Raw genomic sequence first — 17,440 nt, 5'->3', positions numbered from 1 at the left:
CGTCACGACATCAATCAGTGCGCAAAAGGCGCGGCGTGATCTTGCGCCGCGCTTATTTGTTTTTACGACCCGCCCGCCAGCGCGCGAAACGGCCCTGCTTTTCGGCGATGTCATCTTCCAGCCGCTCTAACGTCGGATCGATGCGCGCGCGTTTGAACCGACGCCAGCGGACCCAGATCGCATAGACCACCGCGGCAAACAGGATCAGGATGATGATATTCAGGAACGGGATTCCCTTGCTCGCATCCGGCCCGTCCACCACGCGCACGGACACCGCGTTGGGGAAGATCGACAGGAACTCGTTGCGCCAGCCGTAATGCTTGACCGCGACATACTGCGGCGTACCGGCGGCGGATTTCAGATCAGATGCCTCGGCCTGCAGGTTGGTCGTGTCGAATTTGAAATACGGCGGCCAGCCCCAGCCGGTATCCTCGTTGCGGTAAACCATGACGTCGCCTTTGGCCCGACGCGTCTGGATGAAGAAAACATCGCGGTTACCCAAAGCGGTGCTGTTGCCCACATCCGCATGCGACCAGAAGATCGAGTTCTCGCCAAAGTCGATGCGCTTTTCATAGGTGTCGGTGATCCGCACGATATCGACCTGGGGCAGCGTATAGTGAAAGAACGCGGCAATGATCAGCCAGATCACACCCCAGAAGGTCCATTTGATGATCGCCATCGGCGTTACCCCTTAGTTAAAGTTGGTGAGGTAGACGGTCAGGATGACCAGCCCCACCGGGACAATATAGACCCCAAGGATCAGCTTGCGACGGATCGACCCGTCATATCGTTTGAGCCCTCGTTGCACGAAAATGTCGCGATCCACAAGACGCGGCCCGTGCGCCCACTTCTGGTAGAGCTTGCCGCGCCGTACCCGACGCGAATAGATCGACAGGGCGATATAGATGATCGTTAGAACGACGAACCCGATGACGATCAACCTTAACAAAGCCAGCATAATCCCAGCGCCTCTCTTGTGTCCCGGGCCGGGTGTCAGTCGGTGACGGGCCAGACGATCTTGATCTCGCCGCCACTTTCACGTTCTGGCGTTTCCAGCTCACCGCCCAATTGCTGCGCGGCTGCAAGCAGGATGCGCATGCCGAGCCCCGTGCCCGTGGTCCGATCTTTGGGAATACCGGGGCCGTCGTCAATGCAGCTGAGGTGGTAGAAGCCGCCCTTGCGCTCGCCGCGCAGGTCGAGTGTCCCGCGCTTGCGGCCCTCATAGGCGTATTTCGCAGCGTTGGTCATCGCCTCGTTCACGATCATCCCCACGGATGACGCAGAGCGGGACGACAGATGCGCCTGATCGACCTCTATGTTCACCTGCACCCCGTCGGGCAATTGCTCACTGGTGGAATGGGCGACCTTCTTCAGGAAGGCTGCGATATCCACCGCGGCACCGGTTTCAGTCAGGTACAACGCTTCATGCAGGCTGCTGATGGTCGACAGGCGGCCCTGAATGGTGTCCAGCGCGGCGCGGGCTTCGGGGGATTTTTCGCTGCGGATCTGGATACGGATCAATGCCTCCAGGGACTGGAGCGAGTTTTTTACGCGGTGGTCGACCTCTTTGCGCAGCACCTCGGCATCGGCCAGTGCCTTGCGCAGCTCGATCTGGCGCATCGCCTGCCCCGCCAGCACCTTGAGCGCACGGCGCTGGAAATCATTCAACTGATGCGGTTTCTTATCCAGCACGCAGAGCGTCCCGAGCGGCAGATTCTTGTCATCCTCCAGCAAGGCACCGGCATAGAACCGAATCGAATCCTCGCCGGTGACGAAATTATTGTCAGTGGTGCGCGTATCGGCGGTGGTGTCGGTCACCTCCAGGTAGTCATCGCCCGCGATGGCATGGGCGCAAATACTGTCGGTGATGTCGCTGCCGTCAATTTCAAGTCCGACCTTGGATTTGAACCACTGGCGGTCTTCATCCACCAAAGAGATCAGCGCGATCGGCACCTCGCAAATCTCTGCCGCGAGGCGCGTGATGTCGTCGAACCCTTCTTCGGGGGCGGTATCCAGAATATTATATCCCCGCAGCAACGCGAGGCGCATTTCTTCTTGTTCTATCAAAGATGCTTTCATCGGGAACACTCACGAAACAGCGTGCGGAAAGCACTTTTAACAAGACTAAGGATGCAGGCGATAGGCACGGATATGGCCTGACACCCCCATCCCGCGACAGCGATGCGTCAAGATATCGACGTGACAGGGTACGTCAAGCCATATTCCCTGTTTGTACTCGCGGTCATCCCCAACCGCCAAAAGGGCGTTTGCCCCCCGTAAAGGGGGCAGCGCAATCAGCCTACGACGTTGAAATCAGGGCCATAAGGATAGCCGGTGATATTGTCGTTGCCGTCTTCTGTGATCACCAGAATATCATGTTCGCGGTAGCCGCCCGCGCCGGGTTGACCTTCGGGAAGGGTCAGCATCGGCTCCATCGAGATGACCATGCCGGGTTCAAGCACCGTGTCGATGTCCTCGCGCAGCTCCAGCCCTGCTTCGCGGCCATAGAAATGCGACAGCACGCCGAACGAATGACCATAGCCAAAGGTGCGGTATTGCAGCAGGTCACGCTCTTCGAGGAAGGCGTTGATCTTGTGGGTCACATCGGCGCAGCTGACACCGGGCTTCAGCAGGCTCATCCCGTATTCATGGGCAGCGACATTAGCCTCCCAGATTTTCAGGCTTGCGGGGTCCACCTCTCCGGCGAACATGGTGCGTTCCAGCGCCACGTAATAGGCCGAGATCATCGGGAAGGTGTTCAGCGACAGGATATCGCCGCGCTCCAGCTGCCGTGCAGTGACCGGATTATGCGCACCATCGGTGTTGATGCCGGATTGGAACCACACCCAGGTGTCGCGGTATTCGGCGTCGGGGAACCGCTTGGCAATCTCAAGCTCCATCGCATCGCGGCCTGCCATTGCGATGTCGATCTCGCGCGCGCCGACCTTGACCGCATCGCGGATCGCATAGCCGCCTACGTCAGCAACCTGAGCGGCCTGACGGATCAGCGCAATCTCTGCCGGAGACTTATGCATCCGCTGGCGCATGGTCGTCTCGAACAGGTCGATCATCACCACCGGCTCAAGGAAATCTTCCAGCTTGTCGCGCTGCATTAGCGTCAGGTGGTCCCCCTCATAGCCGATCACCGCGCCCTTGCCCGTAACCGAGGCGACGGCGCGCCAATAATTGTCGCGCTGCCAGTCGGTATAGGTGATGTTGTCGCAAAAGCTACGGCGCCACGGCTGACCGGCGTCGATGCCTGCGGAAATCGTCACACAGTCTGTCTCAGTCACCACCAGCCCATAGGGGCGACCAAAGGCGCAATACAGAAAGCCCGAATAATAGGCGATATTGTGCATCGACGTGAAGACCGCCGCCGTCGCTCCGGCCGCATCCATCCGTTCGCGCAGCTCTTCCAGACGCGCTTCGTATTCAGCGGTGTCAAACGGCAGCGGAGACTTCGTGCCGTTGTGGAAACGGTACATATCGGGACGGGCGGTTTTGGATGTATTGGTCATATCAGACCCTCCTTCTCAGAAAGGTCCCGGCGTGCAGGACGCAAGGGCCGTGAAATGCAGGACGACGCCATCGTCCCAACCCGCCCCCTGTCTCGCCGATTTGCGCGGCCCGATCAAGGCTCACTTTATGCCAAGCAGCGCTTTCACCATATCGCTGTCGGGGTCTTCCAGCAGATCGATAATGTCAAAATGGTGCCGCCCCTCGACGACGAACTGCTTGGCCCCCCACACGCGCGAGAATTGTTCGGCCTGCTCCAGAAAGGCGGGGCGCTCATCGGCCCCGACCCAGATCGTGACGTTCACCCCATGGGGCGGCGTCATGTTCACGGGGCTTTCCGCCGTCGCTTCGGCTTCGTCCAGCTGAAGGATGTCGTTCATAGAGGTCTGCAACAGCGGCATCAGGTCTGCCACAGGCGAGATGGACACGATATTCTCGATCCGGTCGCGGACATCGCCGGACAGGATCAGCGGGTCGGTCATGCGGGCAACCTGCTGCCCACCTGCGGAATGGCCGACAAGCGCCAGCGCACCTTGGGTGCGTTTGGCGATCTCGGAAATGGCGCGAGCGACCTGTCCGGTGATCTGGCTGATCCGCACATCGGGGCACAGGTCATAGCCGACCATCGCAACCGCATAGCCGCGCGCCAGGGGGCCAGCCGCCAGATGGGACCAATCGGCAGGAGCAAACGCTTTCCAATAGCCACCGTGGACAAAGATCACCGTGCCCCGCGACACGCCTTCGGGTTCAAACAGATCATAGACTTCGCGGTCGGTCGGCCCGTAAGAGATATTCTTTTGCGCACGAAACCCCAGCTTCTTGCGGAATGCCGCTGCGGCGTCTTTCCAGCGGGGCGGATATGCCTCTGCGTTATCGATATAAGCGGCGTTGGCATAGGCGTCGTCTAGCTGCATGTGGTCCTCCGTCAGCGTCCCGATACGAACTGGAACTAGACAATCATAGCGTTTGTTGCTTTGGGTAACCACAGACAAAAGCGGAGAGATCAAAATGACTGACGCAAAGACTGACCTGAAATCAATGCTCAAGGATCCAAGCCTGCTAGAGACCCGCGCCTATATCGGTGGCGAATGGGTGGATGGCGACGATGGCACCTTTGATGTGGTGAACCCCGCCCGCGGCGATGTGATTGCCAAGGTCGCCAACCTCAGCCGTGCGCAGGTGGCCGGTGCCATCGCCCAGGCGGAAAAGGCACAGAAGGAATGGGCCAGCTGGACTGGCAAGGAACGGGCCGGCGTCATGCGCAAATGGTTCGACCTGATGATGGAAAACCAAGACGATCTGGGGGCCATCCTGACCGCTGAACAGGGCAAGCCTCTGGGCGAGGCCAAAGGCGAAATCGCCTATGGCGCGTCCTTTATCGAATTCTTCGGCGAAGAGGCCAAGCGCGTCTACGGTGAGACCATCCCCGGCCACCAGCGCGACAAGCGGATCACCGTGATCAAGCAGCCCATCGGCGTGGCCGCGTCGATCACGCCCTGGAACTTCCCCAACGCGATGATCACCCGCAAGGCCGCGCCCGCGCTGGCCGCCGGCTGCGCCTTCGTGGCGCGCCCCGCTGCGGAAACACCGCTGTCGGCGATCGTGATGGGTGTGCTTGCCGAACGTGCAGGCATCCCCGCAGGCGTGTTCAACGTGCTGCCGTCGTCGTCCTCCTCTGCCGTGGGCAAGGAGTTCTGCGAAAACCCCGCAGTGCGCAAACTGACCTTTACCGGTTCGACCGAAGTGGGCCGCATCCTGCTGAAACAGGCTGCCGATCAGGTCATGAAATGCTCGATGGAGCTGGGGGGCAACGCGCCGTTCATCGTCTTTGACGACGCCGATCTGGACGCCGCCGTCGAAGGCGCGATCCTGTGCAAGTTCCGCAACAACGGCCAGACCTGTGTTTGCGCGAACCGCATCTATGTGCAGGCCGGTGTTTATGACGCCTTCGCTGAAAAGCTGAAAGCCCGCGTTGAAAAGATGAAGGTCGGCGACGGCTTTGAAGACGGCGTAGAGCTGGGGCCGCTGATCAACGGCGATGCCTCCGAGAAGGTGAAAGAACATGTCGAGGACGCGGTGTCGAAAGGTGCCGAAATCCTGCTGGGCAGCAAAGAAGAGAAGATGGAGGGCAACTTCCTCGCGCCGACCATCATCACCGGTGTGACGCAGGATATGAAAGTCTCGAAAGAGGAAACCTTCGGCCCGCTCGCCCCGCTGTTCAAGTTCGATAACGAAGACGACGTGATCGAAATGGCGAATGACACGATCTTTGGTCTCGCGTCCTACTTCTACGCCAAAGACCTGAGCCGCGTGTACAAGGTCGCAGAGGCGCTGGAATATGGCATCGTGGGTGTGAACACCGGCATCATCTCGACCGAGGTCGCGCCGTTTGGCGGCGTCAAGCAGTCCGGTCTGGGCCGCGAAGGCAGCCACCACGGGATCGAGGATTATCTGGAAATGAAGTACATCTGCATGTCGGTCTGACCTGCGGATCATCTGGCATTAGAAACGGGCGGCGGGATCATCCTGCCGCCCGTTTTCGTATCAGCCGTTCAGCGCGCGGGTGATCAACTGGCCCAAGCGCTCGATCCCTTCCGCGATCTTGCCTTCGGTCGAGGTGGAGTAGCTGAGCCGCAACGTATTGCGCCCCGACCCGTCCGCGAAAAACGCGTGCCCCGGTACAAAGGCGACCCGTTCGCTTTCCAGCGATTGTTTCAGCAGATCGGCCCCGTCCAGCGTGTCGGGCAGTGTCACCCAGATGAACATGCCGCCTTCGGGTTTGGTCCAGCTCACCCCTTCGGGCATATGCGCCTGCAGCGCTTCCAGCATAGCATCGCGACGTGCACGGTAGGCGCTGCGGATCGTGTCGATGTGGCTGTCGAAATGCTGCTCCGCAACCGAGGCCACGGCGATCTGGTTCAGTGTGGCACTGTGCAGATCCGCCGCCTGTTTCATCAGCACGAGTTGCGAGATCACCGGCATCGCGGCGCAGACCCAGCCCACACGCAGCCCCGGCGACAGTGTTTTCGAAAAGCTGCCGCAATAGATCGTCCGGCAGGCTTCCAGATCACCGTTCCGGCGTTCGGCCTCAAGCGCAAGGATCGGGGGGATCGCGTCGCCGTCAAAGCGCAGCGACTGATAGGCCGCGTCTTCGATCACGGCGATGTCCATTTCCTCGGCTAGATCAATCACCCGCTCGCGCGCGGCGCGGCTGACCGTGGCCCCTGTCGGATTGGCAAAATCAACGGAAAGATAGGCGAACTTGGCCGCGCCGCCTGCCTCTTTCACGGCGGCGGTATAATCCGCGCCACTGCGGTTGCTCAGCGGGTCCAGCTTGTCGTAGCGCGGCTCGTAGGCGTTAAAGGCGCCCAAAGCCCCCAGATAGGTCGGCCAGCCCACCAGCGCGGTATCCCCCGGCGACAGGAACAGCTTGCCCAGATAATCCAGCGCCTGCTGCGAGCCCGAGGTGATCAGGATGTTGTCCGGCGTCGCGGGAATACCGATCGCCTGCATCTGCGCGGCAATCCAGACACGAAGCGGTTTGTGCCCCTCGCTGGTGGAATACTGCAACCCCTGCGCCGCCATCGGCCCGTTCAGCGCCTCGGCAAAAGCGTCCTGAAACGACGTTTTTGGAAACAGATCAGGGTCAGGAATACCACCGGCGAAAGAGATGATATCCGGTTGGTCCAACAGCTTGAGCAGCTCGCGAATTTCCGACGCCTTCATGCGATTGGCGCGTGTGGCAAATATTTCCTGCAGTGACATCCGGCGTTCCTCCCCCGACTGGATCGGGGCACTGTGCCCATTGCGCTATTTTAAGTCAACAACTGTGACCTAGCCCCCACGCGCACAAAAAAGCCCGGCGCAAATGCACCGGGCTTCGTCTGTCACTGAGGTGTCGCTTAGTTGACGGTGTTCGCGTCAACCACATCCTTTTCAATCGCCTTTGGCGCACGCGCGATCTGGATCTGGCGCGGCTTCAGCGCTTCGGGCACCTGACGTTCCAGATCGATGTGCAGCATACCGTCGGCATGGGCCGCGCCGGTCACTTGCACGTGATCCGCCAGATGGAAGCGGCGTTCGAACGCGCGGGTCGCGATGCCACGATGCAGATAGGTCTTATCCGTATCTTCATCAGCTTTGCGCGCCGAGACGATCAGCGATTTTTCACGGACTTCAACGCTCAGGTCGCCTTCGGTAAAGCCGGCGACGGCGATGCTGATACGATAGGAATCATCGTCCAGTTTTTCGATGTTGTAAGGGGGATAGCTTGGCTGCGGTGCGTCGTTGGCCATCACGCGATCCATCAGATTGGCAATCTGGTCAAAGCCGACAGTCGAACGGTGCAGCGGTGCAAAATCAAAACTACGCATAGGTATTCATCCTCGTTTGAGCGATAATCATTCAGGCCTTCCACCATGGACAGACCCTGGGTTGTCTGCCGGAACCCTCAACAGGCGTTCCGATGACATGCATGTGGGGATGGACAAATCGCGTTTCAAGGGGACAAAATCACCCCTGATGACAAGGTCAGGGTTTGACGAATTTCGCGCCGGTGGTGCGGCGGCGATCCTCTGACGTGATGCGCTTGCTGACAACACCTCCGCCTTGGAAAACACCCTTGCCTGCCACCAGGTCCGCCTGAAGCCGCGCCAGCGGTGCACCAAGCGCGGTACCAAGGGACACTTCCTTGTCCTCGACATGGGCCTTGGCGGATACGACAGACACAATCTGCGGCACCCCGTTTTCAAAGGTAAAGATCGGCGCACCACTGGCCCCGAAATCGACGGAGCATGTGGTCACCAGCACGCCTTCTTGGCGGGCCAGCACGCTGCAGACCTCTTGCAGGGACGGTGCCTCTGACCGGTCTTTGGCATAGCTCACCACCCCTAACTGGTCGCCGCGGCGGGGACGGCGGGCGGTGTCGAAGGGTTTGATCGTGGTATTGCGGATCGGCCGGTCAAGTTCGAGCAGGGCCAGATCGTTGCGCACACGGTCCGAGGATACGACGCCGTCGTAGACATAATTGGGATGCACCACCGCACGGCGCACATTGCGATAGGCCCCCGCCCGCCCGTTGCGCCAACCGGCAAGAAATTCTACCTCGCCATGATCAATGCGCTGCTTGCTTTCCCTGTCGTACAGACAATGCGCCGCCGTCAGCACCAAACGGGGCGCGATCAACGCGCCGGTGCAAAACCCCTTACCGCCGATATCCAGACGGCCCACGGCCTCCCACGCGCCGGCATCCACCCCCGTGTCCAGCCTGCGCAACCGCGCATCCTGAGCAAGCCCGGCCGTCGCAACGGTCAGGCACATGATAGAGATGGCTACCCAACGGCGCACGGATATCGCTCCTACTTCGGTGAGGTCTGGTCTTTAGCCTCTCCTAGCCGCGAGATAAGGCGAAAATGCGGCGAAAACCTTAGCGGAGGCGAGGAATCTGCAAATTTGCGCCTTTTTCTTGCGACAACGCCGGAGGCTTCGGCCCACCCGACGCCCAATCCAGCAACTCTACCGTGTGCACCACGGGCACGCCCGCCGCCGATCCGATCTGCATCATGCAGCCGATATTGCCTGCCGCGATCACGTCGGGGTTCTTGGCCTGCAGGGTTCTGACCTTCCGGTCTTTCAACTGCTTAGAGATTTCGGGCTGCATCAGGTTATACGTCCCCGCCGACCCGCAGCACAGATGTGAATCCGCAGGCTCGACCACGGTAAAGCCTGCGCGTTTCAGCAAATCCTTGGGGTAGCTTTTGATCTGCTGGCCGTGTTGCAGGGAACAAGCGGCATGATAGGCCACGGTCAGTCCGTGATGGGCGGGCGTGGGGGCCGTTGGCGCGTCGATGCCCGCGATATCCCCCTTGGCGGGGTTGGGCATGGCGACAGGGTCTGCGTCCCCCGCAAGATCGTGCAGCACCTCGGACACATCCTTGGCGATCGCCGACACACGCGCCGCATCCGCCGCCAGCAGGTCGTTGCGGAACATATGGCCGTAGTCTTTCACCGTGGTGCCACAGCCCGAAGTGTTGATGACGATGGCGTCCAGCCCCTGCCCGTCCATCTCGGCGCACCATGCCTTGATGTTGCGCGCCGCGGTGGCGTGGCTTTCGCTGGTTTTGCCCATGTGATGGGTCAGCGCCCCGCAGCAGCCCGCGCCTTCGGCGACGACCACCTCGCAGCCCTGCCGCGTCAGCAGGCGGATGGTGGCGTCGTTGATGTCGGTGTTCAGCGCCTTTTGCGCACAGCCCGTCATCAGCGCCACCCGTTTACGCGGTGCCCCCTGCGCGGGGAAGCTTTGCGGGTCGTCGTTGCGGCTGACCGGCGGGATCGTCTTGGGGGCCATCTCGATCATCGCACGCAACCGCGCGTCGGGCATCAACCGCGCGAAGGGCCGCCCGATCTTCGCCCCCAGAAGTGCCAACCGGAACCGCGCCGGATAGGGCAGGATACGCGCCAGAATCCACCGCAGGGCACGATCGCTGAAGGGCCGTTTGTAGCGTTTTTCGATGTAATCGCGGGCATGATCCACCAGATGCATATAGTGCACGCCCGAGGGGCAGGTCGTCATACACGCCAGACAGGACAGGCAGCGGTCGATGTGTTTGACCGTCTTTTCATCCGGATCGCGGTCGTTCTCGAGCATGTCCTTGATCAGATAGATACGCCCGCGCGGGCTATCCAATTCGTCACCCAACACCTGATACGTGGGGCATGTGGCGGTGCAAAAGCCGCAATGCACACAGGCGCGCAGGATCTCGTTGCTGCGCGCCGTCGCGGGGTTTTTCAACTGTTCTGCGGTGAATGTGGTTTGCATGAAAGCTCCGGCGTTGCGGGCACGAGACCCTGACGAGGTAAAGAGTTAAGCGGCGACGGTGCTGGCCCAGATCAGGCCGAACCAGGGCAGCGTGGTGGCCAAGATCCCCAGCACATTGGTCCAGCGCCGCGTGACGGGGCCGGGATAGGCGCGGCGCAACACCTGCGCGACAAAGGCCAGAACGGCGATCCAGCCCAGCCAGATACAGGCAATCGCCCCCATCGACGCCAGCAGGTTTTCGCCCCAATACTGCGCCACGCCATAGCGTATCGCCATCCCCGCCACGGCACAGAGAAAAGCCAAGAGCACCAGCGCACGCAGGCTGCGCCGGTCAGGCTTGCCACGGGTCAAGAGGCGGAACACCAACGGCCCGCCGATAAAGACGACAAGGAAGACCGCAAGCAAGCTCATGCCGCACGGTCCAGCTGGCCCGCGTTAAAAATGCCCTTGGGATCGAACTGCGCCCGCAAGGCCGCTGTCAGCCGTGCCACACCGGCGGTTTCGGGGTGGAACACGCCCAAGCGCGCCTTGGTCTGCGCATCAGCCCGCACCAGCGTTGCATGCCCATCCATCGGCCCGATGGCCGCGCGCAGATCATGGCCCGCGGCGCTGCGCAGCCAGATCAGCCCGCCCGCCCAGTCATAGGTCCAGCGCTCTGCCCCCGACCGCGCCGCGATCCCCGGCGCGTCAGAGGGTTTGCACGACACGCGCCACACATCACCCTGCCCGTCGTGAAACGCCGCCACATCACGGATGCCGGACCAAAGCGCCTGCGTCGCCGCTGCATCGCGTTGCTCGACCTCTGCCCCCGCGCCGGCGAGCAACGATTGAAGCTGGCTCAGACGGTAGCTGACCGATGCCTCGAACCCCTCTATGCGCAGTGCGGTTTCGCGGGTGGCAGGGTCATGGGCGGCACCTGTCACCTCGAACGGGCTGCCAAGGGCGCGGGCCATCGCGGCCACAGCGGCCCCATCGTCCAGCCCGTGCAACACCAAGGTCGCCTGCGTTTCAGGGCGTGGCAACACCTTCATCGACACCTCGCTCAGCACACCCAAAGTGCCGTAAGACCCCGCCATCAGCTTGACCAGATCATAGCCGGTGACATTCTTCATCACGCGCCCGCCGTTCTTGACCACGGCACCGCGCCCGTCGACAAAGCGCACCCCCAGCAGAAAGTCCCGCGCCGCCCCGACCGAGATCCGCCGCGGCCCGCTGATATTGCCGGCCATCACCCCACCGATCGTCGGCGTGCCGCTGGTGCCCAACAACCCGCGATGGTCCATCGGTTCGAACGCGAGACGCTGGTTTTCGGCGGCCAGCGCCTCTTCGATCTCGGCCACGGGGGTGCCGGGTTTCGCGACCAGCGTCAGCGCACCGGGTTCATACAGCGTGATCCCCTGCAGCCCCGCAACGCGCATGATCTGACCTGTCGCGGGCAGGCCGCGCGTGCCGCCCCCCTGAACCGAGATCGGGCCAGCGGCACCTTTGACCGCTTCGACCAGCGCCTCTTCGGATGTGATGGCCATGTCTCGGCTCCTTCGTCGTGCGTGTGATCTGTTGAAGATCAGCAGTTAATCAGGCGCGGGTTATTCCGCCGCCAGCGCCACGGCGCGGCGTGTCTCTGACGCATCCAGCGGAAAGACCTTGGCTGGGTTCAGCAGCCACGCGGGGTCGAACACATCCTTCACCGCCATCTGCGCCTCCAGATCGTCGGGGGCGTATTGCACATGCATCAGATCGCGTTTCTCGATCCCGACGCCATGTTCGCCGGTCAGACAGCCGCCCACCTCGACGCAGAGCTTGAGGATCTCGGCCCCGAATTCCTCGCACAGCTCCAGATCGCCCGGTTTGTTGGCATCAAACAGGATCAACGGGTGCATATTACCGTCGCCTGCATGGAACACATTGCCGACCTTCAGCCCGAACTGATCGCTGAGTTCCTTGATGCGTTTGAGCACGAAGGGCAGCGAGGACACAGGGATGGTGCCATCCAGACACATGTAGTCGTTGATCTGCCCCATCGCGCCAAAGGCCGATTTCCGACCCAGCCAGATCTTGGCGCTTTCCTCAGCGGATTTGGATTGCCGCAGCTCCACCGGATTGTGCCGCTGCGCGATGTCGGAAATCAGACCCAACTGGTGGTCAATCTCCGCGTCGGAGCCTTCGACCTCGATGATCAGCAGCGCCTCGCACATGGGATAACCAGCCTTGGCGAAGGCCTCCGTCGCTTCGATACAGGGGCGGTCCATGAATTCGATGGCGACGGGCAAGACACCCGCCTTGATGATGTCAGAGACACATTCCCCCGCGACCTCGTTGTCGTCGAACCCGATCAACACGGGCCGCGCGCCTTCGGGTTTGTGCAGGATGCGCAGCGTGGCTTCGGTGACGACCCCCAGCTGCCCTTCAGAGCCGCAGATCAGCCCCAGCAGGTCCAGCCCGCCCGCATCCAGATGTGCGCCGCCGACCTCGATCACCTCGCCATCCATCAAGACCATCGTAACGCCCATGAGGTTGTTGGTCGTCACCCCGTATTTCAGACAATGCGCCCCGCCCGAATTCATCGCGATATTGCCCGCGATGGCACAGGCCAGCTGGCTTGAAGGGTCGGGCGCGTAAAAGAAACCGTCTTCCTCGACCGCGCCTGTGACGCTCAGGTTGGTACGCCCGGTTTGCACCTTGATGATGCGGTTGGGGTAATCGGTTTCGATCACCTCGTTCATACGCGCCACGCCAAGGATCACGCAGTCCGCCGTGGGCAGCGCGCCCCCCGCCAGCGACGTACCGGACCCGCGCGGCACGACGGGCACGCCCTCTTCGTGGCAGATGCGCAACACATCCGACACCTGCTGTGTGGTATAGGGCAACACCGCCACCATCGGCGCACATTTATAGGCGGTCAGCGCATCACATTCATAGGCCCGCGTCTCGCGTTCATCCGAGATGACAGCATCAGCCGGCAAAACCTGACGCAGCCGATCAACCACGCGCGTCTTGCGCGCGATCACGGCTTGGCTGGGAATGGGCATTTCCATGGCGAACCTCCAGTTTGGTAAAATAATATGACCAATTAAAGACATTGGCAACATAGAACCCGTCGGCGTATGCAGCTTAGCATGACTTGGATGGATCGCATCGCCCTGTTTCAACCGCTGGATTATGCCGCTTTGGCGATAATCTTTTGCGCCTGGCTGGCCATTGGCTGGCGCATCGAACACCCGAACCCCGCAAAGCCCTCTGTGTCGCTGATCATGGCGCAATACCGGCGCGAATGGATGACCCAGATGATCACCCGCCAGCCGCGTATCTTTGATTCGCAGATGATCAGCACCCTGCGGCAAAGCACGGCTTTCTTCGCCTCTACCAGCATGATCGCTTTGGGCGGGACACTGGCGCTTTTGGGCAACAGCGAGCGTCTGTCGACGGTGGTCGAAGACCTTGCCCTGACCGAGCTGCCCACCGTGGTGTGGGAATTCAAAATGCTGCTGCCACTGTTCTTTCTGACCAACGGTTTTCTGAAATTCGTCTGGTCAAACCGGCTGTTTGGCTATTGTTCGGTGCTCATGGCCGCCGTCCCAAATGACCCCGAGGACCGCCGCGCACCCCCGCTGGCGTCCAAGGCGGCAGAGATCAACATCACCGCCGCACGCAGTTTCAATCGGGGGTTGCGATCACTTTATTTTGCGCTGGCCAGCCTGGGCTGGATCGTCGGCCCGATCCCCCTCACCGTCGCGGCCATGGTCACCGTCATCATCATCTGGCGGCGCGAGTTCACGTCACTGTCACGGCGCATTCTATTGGAAAATGAGCAAGGCTAGTCTATATGTCTGTTTTCAGACATTGGTGTATTCATGTACAAATTGATCCTTTCCATTCCGCTGCTGGTTGCAGCACAGGTCGCTGCGGCTGACCCGACCTCCATCAATTCGGTGCGCGTGTCGAAAGAGGGCGGCCTTTATAAATTCGACGTGACGATCAGCCATAATGATACCGGCTGGGACCACTTTTCGGACGCGTGGCGCATTCTGGATGCCGATGGCAACCAGCTGGCGATCCGCGAATTGATCCACCCCCACGTGGACGAACAACCGCTAACCCGTTCCCTGTCCGGCGTTGAGCTGCCCGCAGGCACGACAGAGGTCGGCATTCAGGCCCGCGATACGCAGTCCGGTTGGGGGAAGGAGATCAAGAAGGTCCAGATCAAGTAAGGTTTGGGCGTGGCTCGACGCCAGAGCTGGCGGATTTATTCGCGGTGGTATGGGCCGCCCGACAGGATCGAGGCGGCGCGATACAGCTGTTCTGCCAGCATGACGCGCACCAGCATGTGCGGCCAGACCATCTTGCCGAATGACAGCGCATGATCCGCCTCGCGGCGTAGCTCTTTGTCGATGCCATCCGCGCCGCCGATGACAAAGCACAGATCCCCCCGCCCCTGATCGCGCCAGCCCCCTAGACGGTTGGCGAAATCCGGTGAGGTTTCGACCTTTCCTCGTTCGTCCATCACGCAGATCAACGACCCCGCAGGAATGGCACGGCGCAGCAACGCGGCTTCGGCGGGCATACCGCCATTTTTCTTATCCTCAACCTCGATCACGCGCGCGGGCCCTAGGCCCAGCGCGCGACCGGTTCGATCGAACCGATTCAGATAATCATCAATGAGGTCTTTTTCCGGTCCGGCGCGCAAACGCCCGACCGCACAGATGTGAACACGCATGATCCCTGCCTGAAAGGCAGCTTAATGCGGCATCACGGCTGGGGCTTCTGTGGTCATCCACATCTTCTCCAGCTGGTAGAATTCGCGGACTTCCGGACGGAACACGTGAACGATCACATCGCCTGTGTCGATCAGCACCCAGTCACCTGTTTCCTTGCCTTCGACCTTGGGCGAACGGCCATAGTCGTCCTTGACCATCTGGGCCAGTTTTTCAGCGATCGCCGAAACCTGACGCGAAGACCGGCCGGAGCACACAACCATATAGTCGCCAATCGCCGTTTTGCCGCGCAGATCGATCTGCACAACTTCTTCGGCTTTGTCGTCGTCAAGTTGGGAAAGGATTGAAGCCAGCAGAGCGTCGCTTGTGGCTGTGTTTTGTTCAGCAGTCATCAGGGCTGCCTGCGGGGTAGCAGTCGGAACTGCATTTGAAAGCGTTGACAGGACATTGTCCTCCTTTAGACGCGCCGACAGTCCCCCGGCGCTGGGGATGTCCTAGAATAGGCACGCCGAAGTGAAATTTCAATGACAAGCGGCCATGACCGGCATTTACCGGCGCGCGCCAGTCGGGCCCGCTCCGAGAGCCGCGACACCACCGCTTTGACGGGCCGCCCGTGACGCGGCCAGAGAATGGCACGCCCTGACGGGCAAACTCTTGTCCGGTGTGCATTTTTACTGACGGCACTGGCGTTGTCAGGGGGTACGACGACCACCCTCCTCGCAGCGCCATGAAGGTCTGGCCGAAAGGCACATATGCCATCCGTCCGGCTCGAGTTGGCAGTCGTGCTACAGCGTCGCAAAGCTGCCATGCGCCCGCGACAGGGGGATAGGTGAAGTCACGACAGGATCCCGGCCCCGCTGATTCCCGCCGCTCATTCCTGTGTTGATCCGGCACCTGCACCCGCGCGGGACAGGGCGAGCTTGCTGTCGTCCAGAACCTTGACCTCGCGCTGCGGGAAGGGGATCGAAATGCCGTGCTCTTTGAACGCATCCCAAAGCGCCAGATAAACATTGCCCCTGATATTGGTCAGACCGCCTGTCGGGTCCTTGATCCAGAAGCGCAGGATGTAATCGACGCTGCTATCCCCAAAGCCCACGATATGACAGACCGGCGCCTTGAAGCTCAGCACCCTCTCGACCCCGCTTGCGGCCTCTACCGCAAGCTTGCGCACCACATGGGGATCATCCCCGTAAGCCGTGCCGAAATAGATATCGAGCCGCACAAAATCGTTGGAGTGGGACCAGTTCACCACCTGACCGGTGATCAGGTCCTCGTTCGGGATCAAATATTCCTTCCCGTCCCGCGTCACGACAGAGGCATAGCGCGCGCCCAAGGTCTGGATCCAGCCAAAGGTATCGCCAAGGCTGATCACATCCCCCGGCTTGATCGACTTGTCGATGAGGATGATGATCCCCGACACAAGGTTCGACACGACCTTTTGCAGGCCGAAACCAAGGCCCACACCAATCGCCCCCGACAGCACCGCAAGCCCGGTCAGGTCAATCCCGACGGCCTTGACCCCCATAAAAAACGCGATGCCATAAAGCGTCAGCTGTACGCCCTTCACCGCCAGCACCTGCATAGAGGGGCTGATGTCTTCGTTCTTGCGGATCGTGGCAGCGCTGGTCTGGCTGATGATCCGCGCCACAGAGAAGAACAGGCCGATCACCACCAGCGCGGTGATCACCGTCAGCAGCGATAGTCGGAAATCCCCGATCGACAGTGCCACCGAATCCAGAAACGCCGAGACATCATCGACCACGTTCAGCGCATAGAGCGTGGCGTAGATCCACAGCCCCCATGTCACCAGACGCCGCATGGGGCGGTTGCGCACCAGCCGCGCTGCGAAGGCGATACAGACCCAAACAGCCACCAGCGTTGCGAATATGCCGATCAGATAGGACCGCGACGGCCAGGTGATGTTCTGCATCACCAGATAGACTGTCCCTGCCAGCAGGGCGAACCACATCAGCCCCAGACGCCGCTTGACCTGCACCACCATGCGCAACTGCCACTTGGACCACCCCTCGCGCGAGCGGACCCAGTTTTGCAGCCAGTTGCCCGTGGCGTGATGCAGCCCCCATGATATCAGCGCAAGCCCGAGCAGGATGAACATCTGGTACTGACGCCAGCCGGGCTGCATCAGGCTTTCCGCCAATCCGATCCCCCCTGCGATCAACGCCTGGATACTCTCAAGGAAATGGGCAAAGGGGTCTGGGGTCATCATGAACTTTCAAGGCAAGAAACTTGTACAGGGTTTCAATGGTGGGACAATCCCGCGCACCGCGCAAGAAGGGATACCCGTGCCCGTGCACAAGCACGTGATCCGATGCAGCCGCGCCACCACCGTGGCACCACCGCACACCGTCAGAATCCTTGATCACATGGGCGAAAG

The 17,440-nt window shown here is 60.9% G+C and carries 18 protein-coding genes; 3 read left to right on the top strand and 15 right to left on the bottom strand.

Annotation, left to right across the window (positions count from 1 at the left end; translation table 11 throughout):
- Nucleotides 1-52: 52 nt before the first annotated feature.
- The 5 genes from ACTRWK_RS06810 to ACTRWK_RS06790 all read right to left on the bottom strand — a co-directional run bounded on the left by ACTRWK_RS06810 (nucleotide 53) and on the right by ACTRWK_RS06790 (nucleotide 4,430).
- Nucleotides 53-679 (bottom strand): DUF1523 family protein, encoded by a 627-nt coding sequence (locus tag ACTRWK_RS06810; RefSeq protein WP_005851059.1) that lies wholly within the window; start codon nucleotides 677-679, stop codon nucleotides 53-55.
- A 12-nt stretch (nucleotides 680-691) separates the two neighbouring features.
- Entirely contained in the window at nucleotides 692-958 is a 267-nt protein-coding gene (locus tag ACTRWK_RS06805; protein WP_037943013.1) for a hypothetical protein, read from the bottom strand.
- Nucleotides 959-993: 35 nt separating this feature from the next.
- On the bottom strand, nucleotides 994-2,079 hold the full coding sequence (locus ACTRWK_RS06800; RefSeq protein ID WP_462843848.1) for a histidine kinase dimerization/phosphoacceptor domain -containing protein: 1,086 nt from the start codon (nucleotides 2,077-2,079) through the stop codon (nucleotides 994-996).
- 215 nt (nucleotides 2,080-2,294) lie between these two features.
- Complete coding sequence (locus ACTRWK_RS06795; RefSeq protein WP_037943009.1) at nucleotides 2,295-3,518, bottom strand: aminopeptidase P family protein; 1,224 nt, start codon at nucleotides 3,516-3,518, stop codon at nucleotides 2,295-2,297.
- Nucleotides 3,519-3,638: 120 nt separating this feature from the next.
- A complete protein-coding gene (locus ACTRWK_RS06790) occupies nucleotides 3,639-4,430 on the bottom strand; it encodes an alpha/beta hydrolase (protein WP_180828596.1) in 792 nt (263 codons plus the stop codon).
- A gap of 94 nt (nucleotides 4,431-4,524) precedes the next feature.
- Between ACTRWK_RS06790 and ACTRWK_RS06785 the strand changes: the two genes are divergently transcribed.
- Nucleotides 4,525-6,000 (top strand): NAD-dependent succinate-semialdehyde dehydrogenase, encoded by a 1,476-nt coding sequence (locus ACTRWK_RS06785; RefSeq protein ID WP_037964723.1) that lies wholly within the window; start codon nucleotides 4,525-4,527, stop codon nucleotides 5,998-6,000.
- Nucleotides 6,001-6,060: 60 nt separating this feature from the next.
- Here ACTRWK_RS06785 and ACTRWK_RS06780 read toward each other — a convergent pair whose 3' ends face one another.
- The 7 genes from ACTRWK_RS06780 to ACTRWK_RS06750 form a co-directional block, all read right to left on the bottom strand.
- Entirely contained in the window at nucleotides 6,061-7,281 is a 1,221-nt protein-coding gene (locus tag ACTRWK_RS06780; protein WP_462843847.1) for an aminotransferase-like domain-containing protein, read from the bottom strand.
- A gap of 137 nt (nucleotides 7,282-7,418) precedes the next feature.
- Nucleotides 7,419-7,889 (bottom strand): Hsp20 family protein, encoded by a 471-nt coding sequence (locus tag ACTRWK_RS06775; RefSeq protein ID WP_005851048.1) that lies wholly within the window; start codon nucleotides 7,887-7,889, stop codon nucleotides 7,419-7,421.
- Between the two features lie 157 nt (nucleotides 7,890-8,046).
- Entirely contained in the window at nucleotides 8,047-8,835 is a 789-nt protein-coding gene (locus ACTRWK_RS06770) for a trypsin-like serine peptidase (protein WP_462843877.1), read from the bottom strand.
- A 106-nt stretch (nucleotides 8,836-8,941) separates the two neighbouring features.
- Nucleotides 8,942-10,333, bottom strand: a complete 1,392-nt coding sequence (gene glcF, locus ACTRWK_RS06765) for a glycolate oxidase subunit GlcF (protein ID WP_289081531.1) — start codon at nucleotides 10,331-10,333, stop codon at nucleotides 8,942-8,944.
- A gap of 45 nt (nucleotides 10,334-10,378) precedes the next feature.
- Complete coding sequence (locus ACTRWK_RS06760; protein WP_184583358.1) at nucleotides 10,379-10,744, bottom strand: hypothetical protein; 366 nt, start codon at nucleotides 10,742-10,744, stop codon at nucleotides 10,379-10,381.
- A complete protein-coding gene (locus ACTRWK_RS06755; RefSeq protein ID WP_289081530.1) occupies nucleotides 10,741-11,859 on the bottom strand; it encodes an FAD-binding protein in 1,119 nt (372 codons plus the stop codon). The genes ACTRWK_RS06760 and ACTRWK_RS06755 overlap by 4 nt, the downstream gene beginning before the upstream one ends.
- A gap of 60 nt (nucleotides 11,860-11,919) precedes the next feature.
- Complete coding sequence (locus ACTRWK_RS06750; RefSeq protein WP_005851041.1) at nucleotides 11,920-13,368, bottom strand: FAD-linked oxidase C-terminal domain-containing protein; 1,449 nt, start codon at nucleotides 13,366-13,368, stop codon at nucleotides 11,920-11,922.
- A gap of 81 nt (nucleotides 13,369-13,449) precedes the next feature.
- Between ACTRWK_RS06750 and ACTRWK_RS06745 the strand changes: the two genes are divergently transcribed.
- Both ACTRWK_RS06745 and ACTRWK_RS06740 read left to right on the top strand, forming a co-directional pair.
- Entirely contained in the window at nucleotides 13,450-14,151 is a 702-nt protein-coding gene (locus ACTRWK_RS06745) for a DUF599 domain-containing protein (RefSeq protein WP_037944882.1), read from the top strand.
- A 33-nt stretch (nucleotides 14,152-14,184) separates the two neighbouring features.
- Nucleotides 14,185-14,541, top strand: coding sequence for a hypothetical protein (locus tag ACTRWK_RS06740; protein WP_064216286.1), 357 nt, complete (start codon nucleotides 14,185-14,187; stop codon nucleotides 14,539-14,541).
- 35 nt (nucleotides 14,542-14,576) lie between these two features.
- Here the strand turns inward: ACTRWK_RS06740 and rlmH are convergent, their stop codons facing one another.
- The 3 genes from rlmH to ACTRWK_RS06725 form a co-directional block, all read right to left on the bottom strand.
- Nucleotides 14,577-15,047 carry a 23S rRNA (pseudouridine(1915)-N(3))-methyltransferase RlmH gene (gene rlmH / locus ACTRWK_RS06735; protein ID WP_037964714.1) on the bottom strand — a complete coding sequence of 157 codons (471 nt, stop codon included), beginning with the start codon at nucleotides 15,045-15,047 and terminating at the stop codon, nucleotides 14,577-14,579.
- Between the two features lie 21 nt (nucleotides 15,048-15,068).
- Nucleotides 15,069-15,437: a ribosome silencing factor gene (gene rsfS / locus ACTRWK_RS06730; RefSeq protein ID WP_005851034.1), complete on the bottom strand. Its 369-nt coding sequence runs from the start codon at nucleotides 15,435-15,437 to the stop codon at nucleotides 15,069-15,071.
- Nucleotides 15,438-15,916: 479 nt separating this feature from the next.
- On the bottom strand, nucleotides 15,917-17,272 hold the full coding sequence (locus ACTRWK_RS06725; RefSeq protein ID WP_005851033.1) for a mechanosensitive ion channel family protein: 1,356 nt from the start codon (nucleotides 17,270-17,272) through the stop codon (nucleotides 15,917-15,919).
- Between the last annotated feature and the right edge of the window lie 168 nt (nucleotides 17,273-17,440).

It is taken from the genome of Sulfitobacter sp. G5_S2_6_S6, assembly GCF_054968505.1.
This window is presented reverse-complemented; position numbering and strand designations above follow the sequence as displayed.

Bases quoted from the DNA above. Each gene is read 5' to 3' on its own strand.
- ACTRWK_RS06810 (WP_005851059.1), bottom strand. From the start codon at position 679: ATGGCGATCATCAAATGGACCTTCTGGGGTGTGATCTGGCTGATCATT.
- ACTRWK_RS06805 (WP_037943013.1), bottom strand. From the start codon at position 958: ATGCTGGCTTTGTTAAGGTTGATCGTCATCGGGTTCGTCGTTCTAACG.
- ACTRWK_RS06800 (WP_462843848.1), bottom strand. From the start codon at position 2,079: ATGAAAGCATCTTTGATAGAACAAGAAGAAATGCGCCTCGCGTTGCTG.
- ACTRWK_RS06795 (WP_037943009.1), bottom strand. From the start codon at position 3,518: ATGACCAATACATCCAAAACCGCCCGTCCCGATATGTACCGTTTCCAC.
- ACTRWK_RS06790 (WP_180828596.1), bottom strand. From the start codon at position 4,430: ATGCAGCTAGACGACGCCTATGCCAACGCCGCTTATATCGATAACGCA.
- ACTRWK_RS06785 (WP_037964723.1), top strand. From the start codon at position 4,525: ATGACTGACGCAAAGACTGACCTGAAATCAATGCTCAAGGATCCAAGC.
- ACTRWK_RS06780 (WP_462843847.1), bottom strand. From the start codon at position 7,281: ATGTCACTGCAGGAAATATTTGCCACACGCGCCAATCGCATGAAGGCG.
- ACTRWK_RS06775 (WP_005851048.1), bottom strand. From the start codon at position 7,889: ATGCGTAGTTTTGATTTTGCACCGCTGCACCGTTCGACTGTCGGCTTT.
- ACTRWK_RS06770 (WP_462843877.1), bottom strand. From the start codon at position 8,835: ATGTGCCTGACCGTTGCGACGGCCGGGCTTGCTCAGGATGCGCGGTTG.
- glcF (WP_289081531.1), bottom strand. From the start codon at position 10,333: ATGCAAACCACATTCACCGCAGAACAGTTGAAAAACCCCGCGACGGCG.
- ACTRWK_RS06760 (WP_184583358.1), bottom strand. From the start codon at position 10,744: ATGAGCTTGCTTGCGGTCTTCCTTGTCGTCTTTATCGGCGGGCCGTTG.
- ACTRWK_RS06755 (WP_289081530.1), bottom strand. From the start codon at position 11,859: ATGGCCATCACATCCGAAGAGGCGCTGGTCGAAGCGGTCAAAGGTGCC.
- ACTRWK_RS06750 (WP_005851041.1), bottom strand. From the start codon at position 13,368: ATGGAAATGCCCATTCCCAGCCAAGCCGTGATCGCGCGCAAGACGCGC.
- ACTRWK_RS06745 (WP_037944882.1), top strand. From the start codon at position 13,450: ATGACTTGGATGGATCGCATCGCCCTGTTTCAACCGCTGGATTATGCC.
- ACTRWK_RS06740 (WP_064216286.1), top strand. From the start codon at position 14,185: ATGTACAAATTGATCCTTTCCATTCCGCTGCTGGTTGCAGCACAGGTC.
- rlmH (WP_037964714.1), bottom strand. From the start codon at position 15,047: ATGCGTGTTCACATCTGTGCGGTCGGGCGTTTGCGCGCCGGACCGGAA.
- rsfS (WP_005851034.1), bottom strand. From the start codon at position 15,437: ATGACTGCTGAACAAAACACAGCCACAAGCGACGCTCTGCTGGCTTCA.
- ACTRWK_RS06725 (WP_005851033.1), bottom strand. From the start codon at position 17,272: ATGATGACCCCAGACCCCTTTGCCCATTTCCTTGAGAGTATCCAGGCG.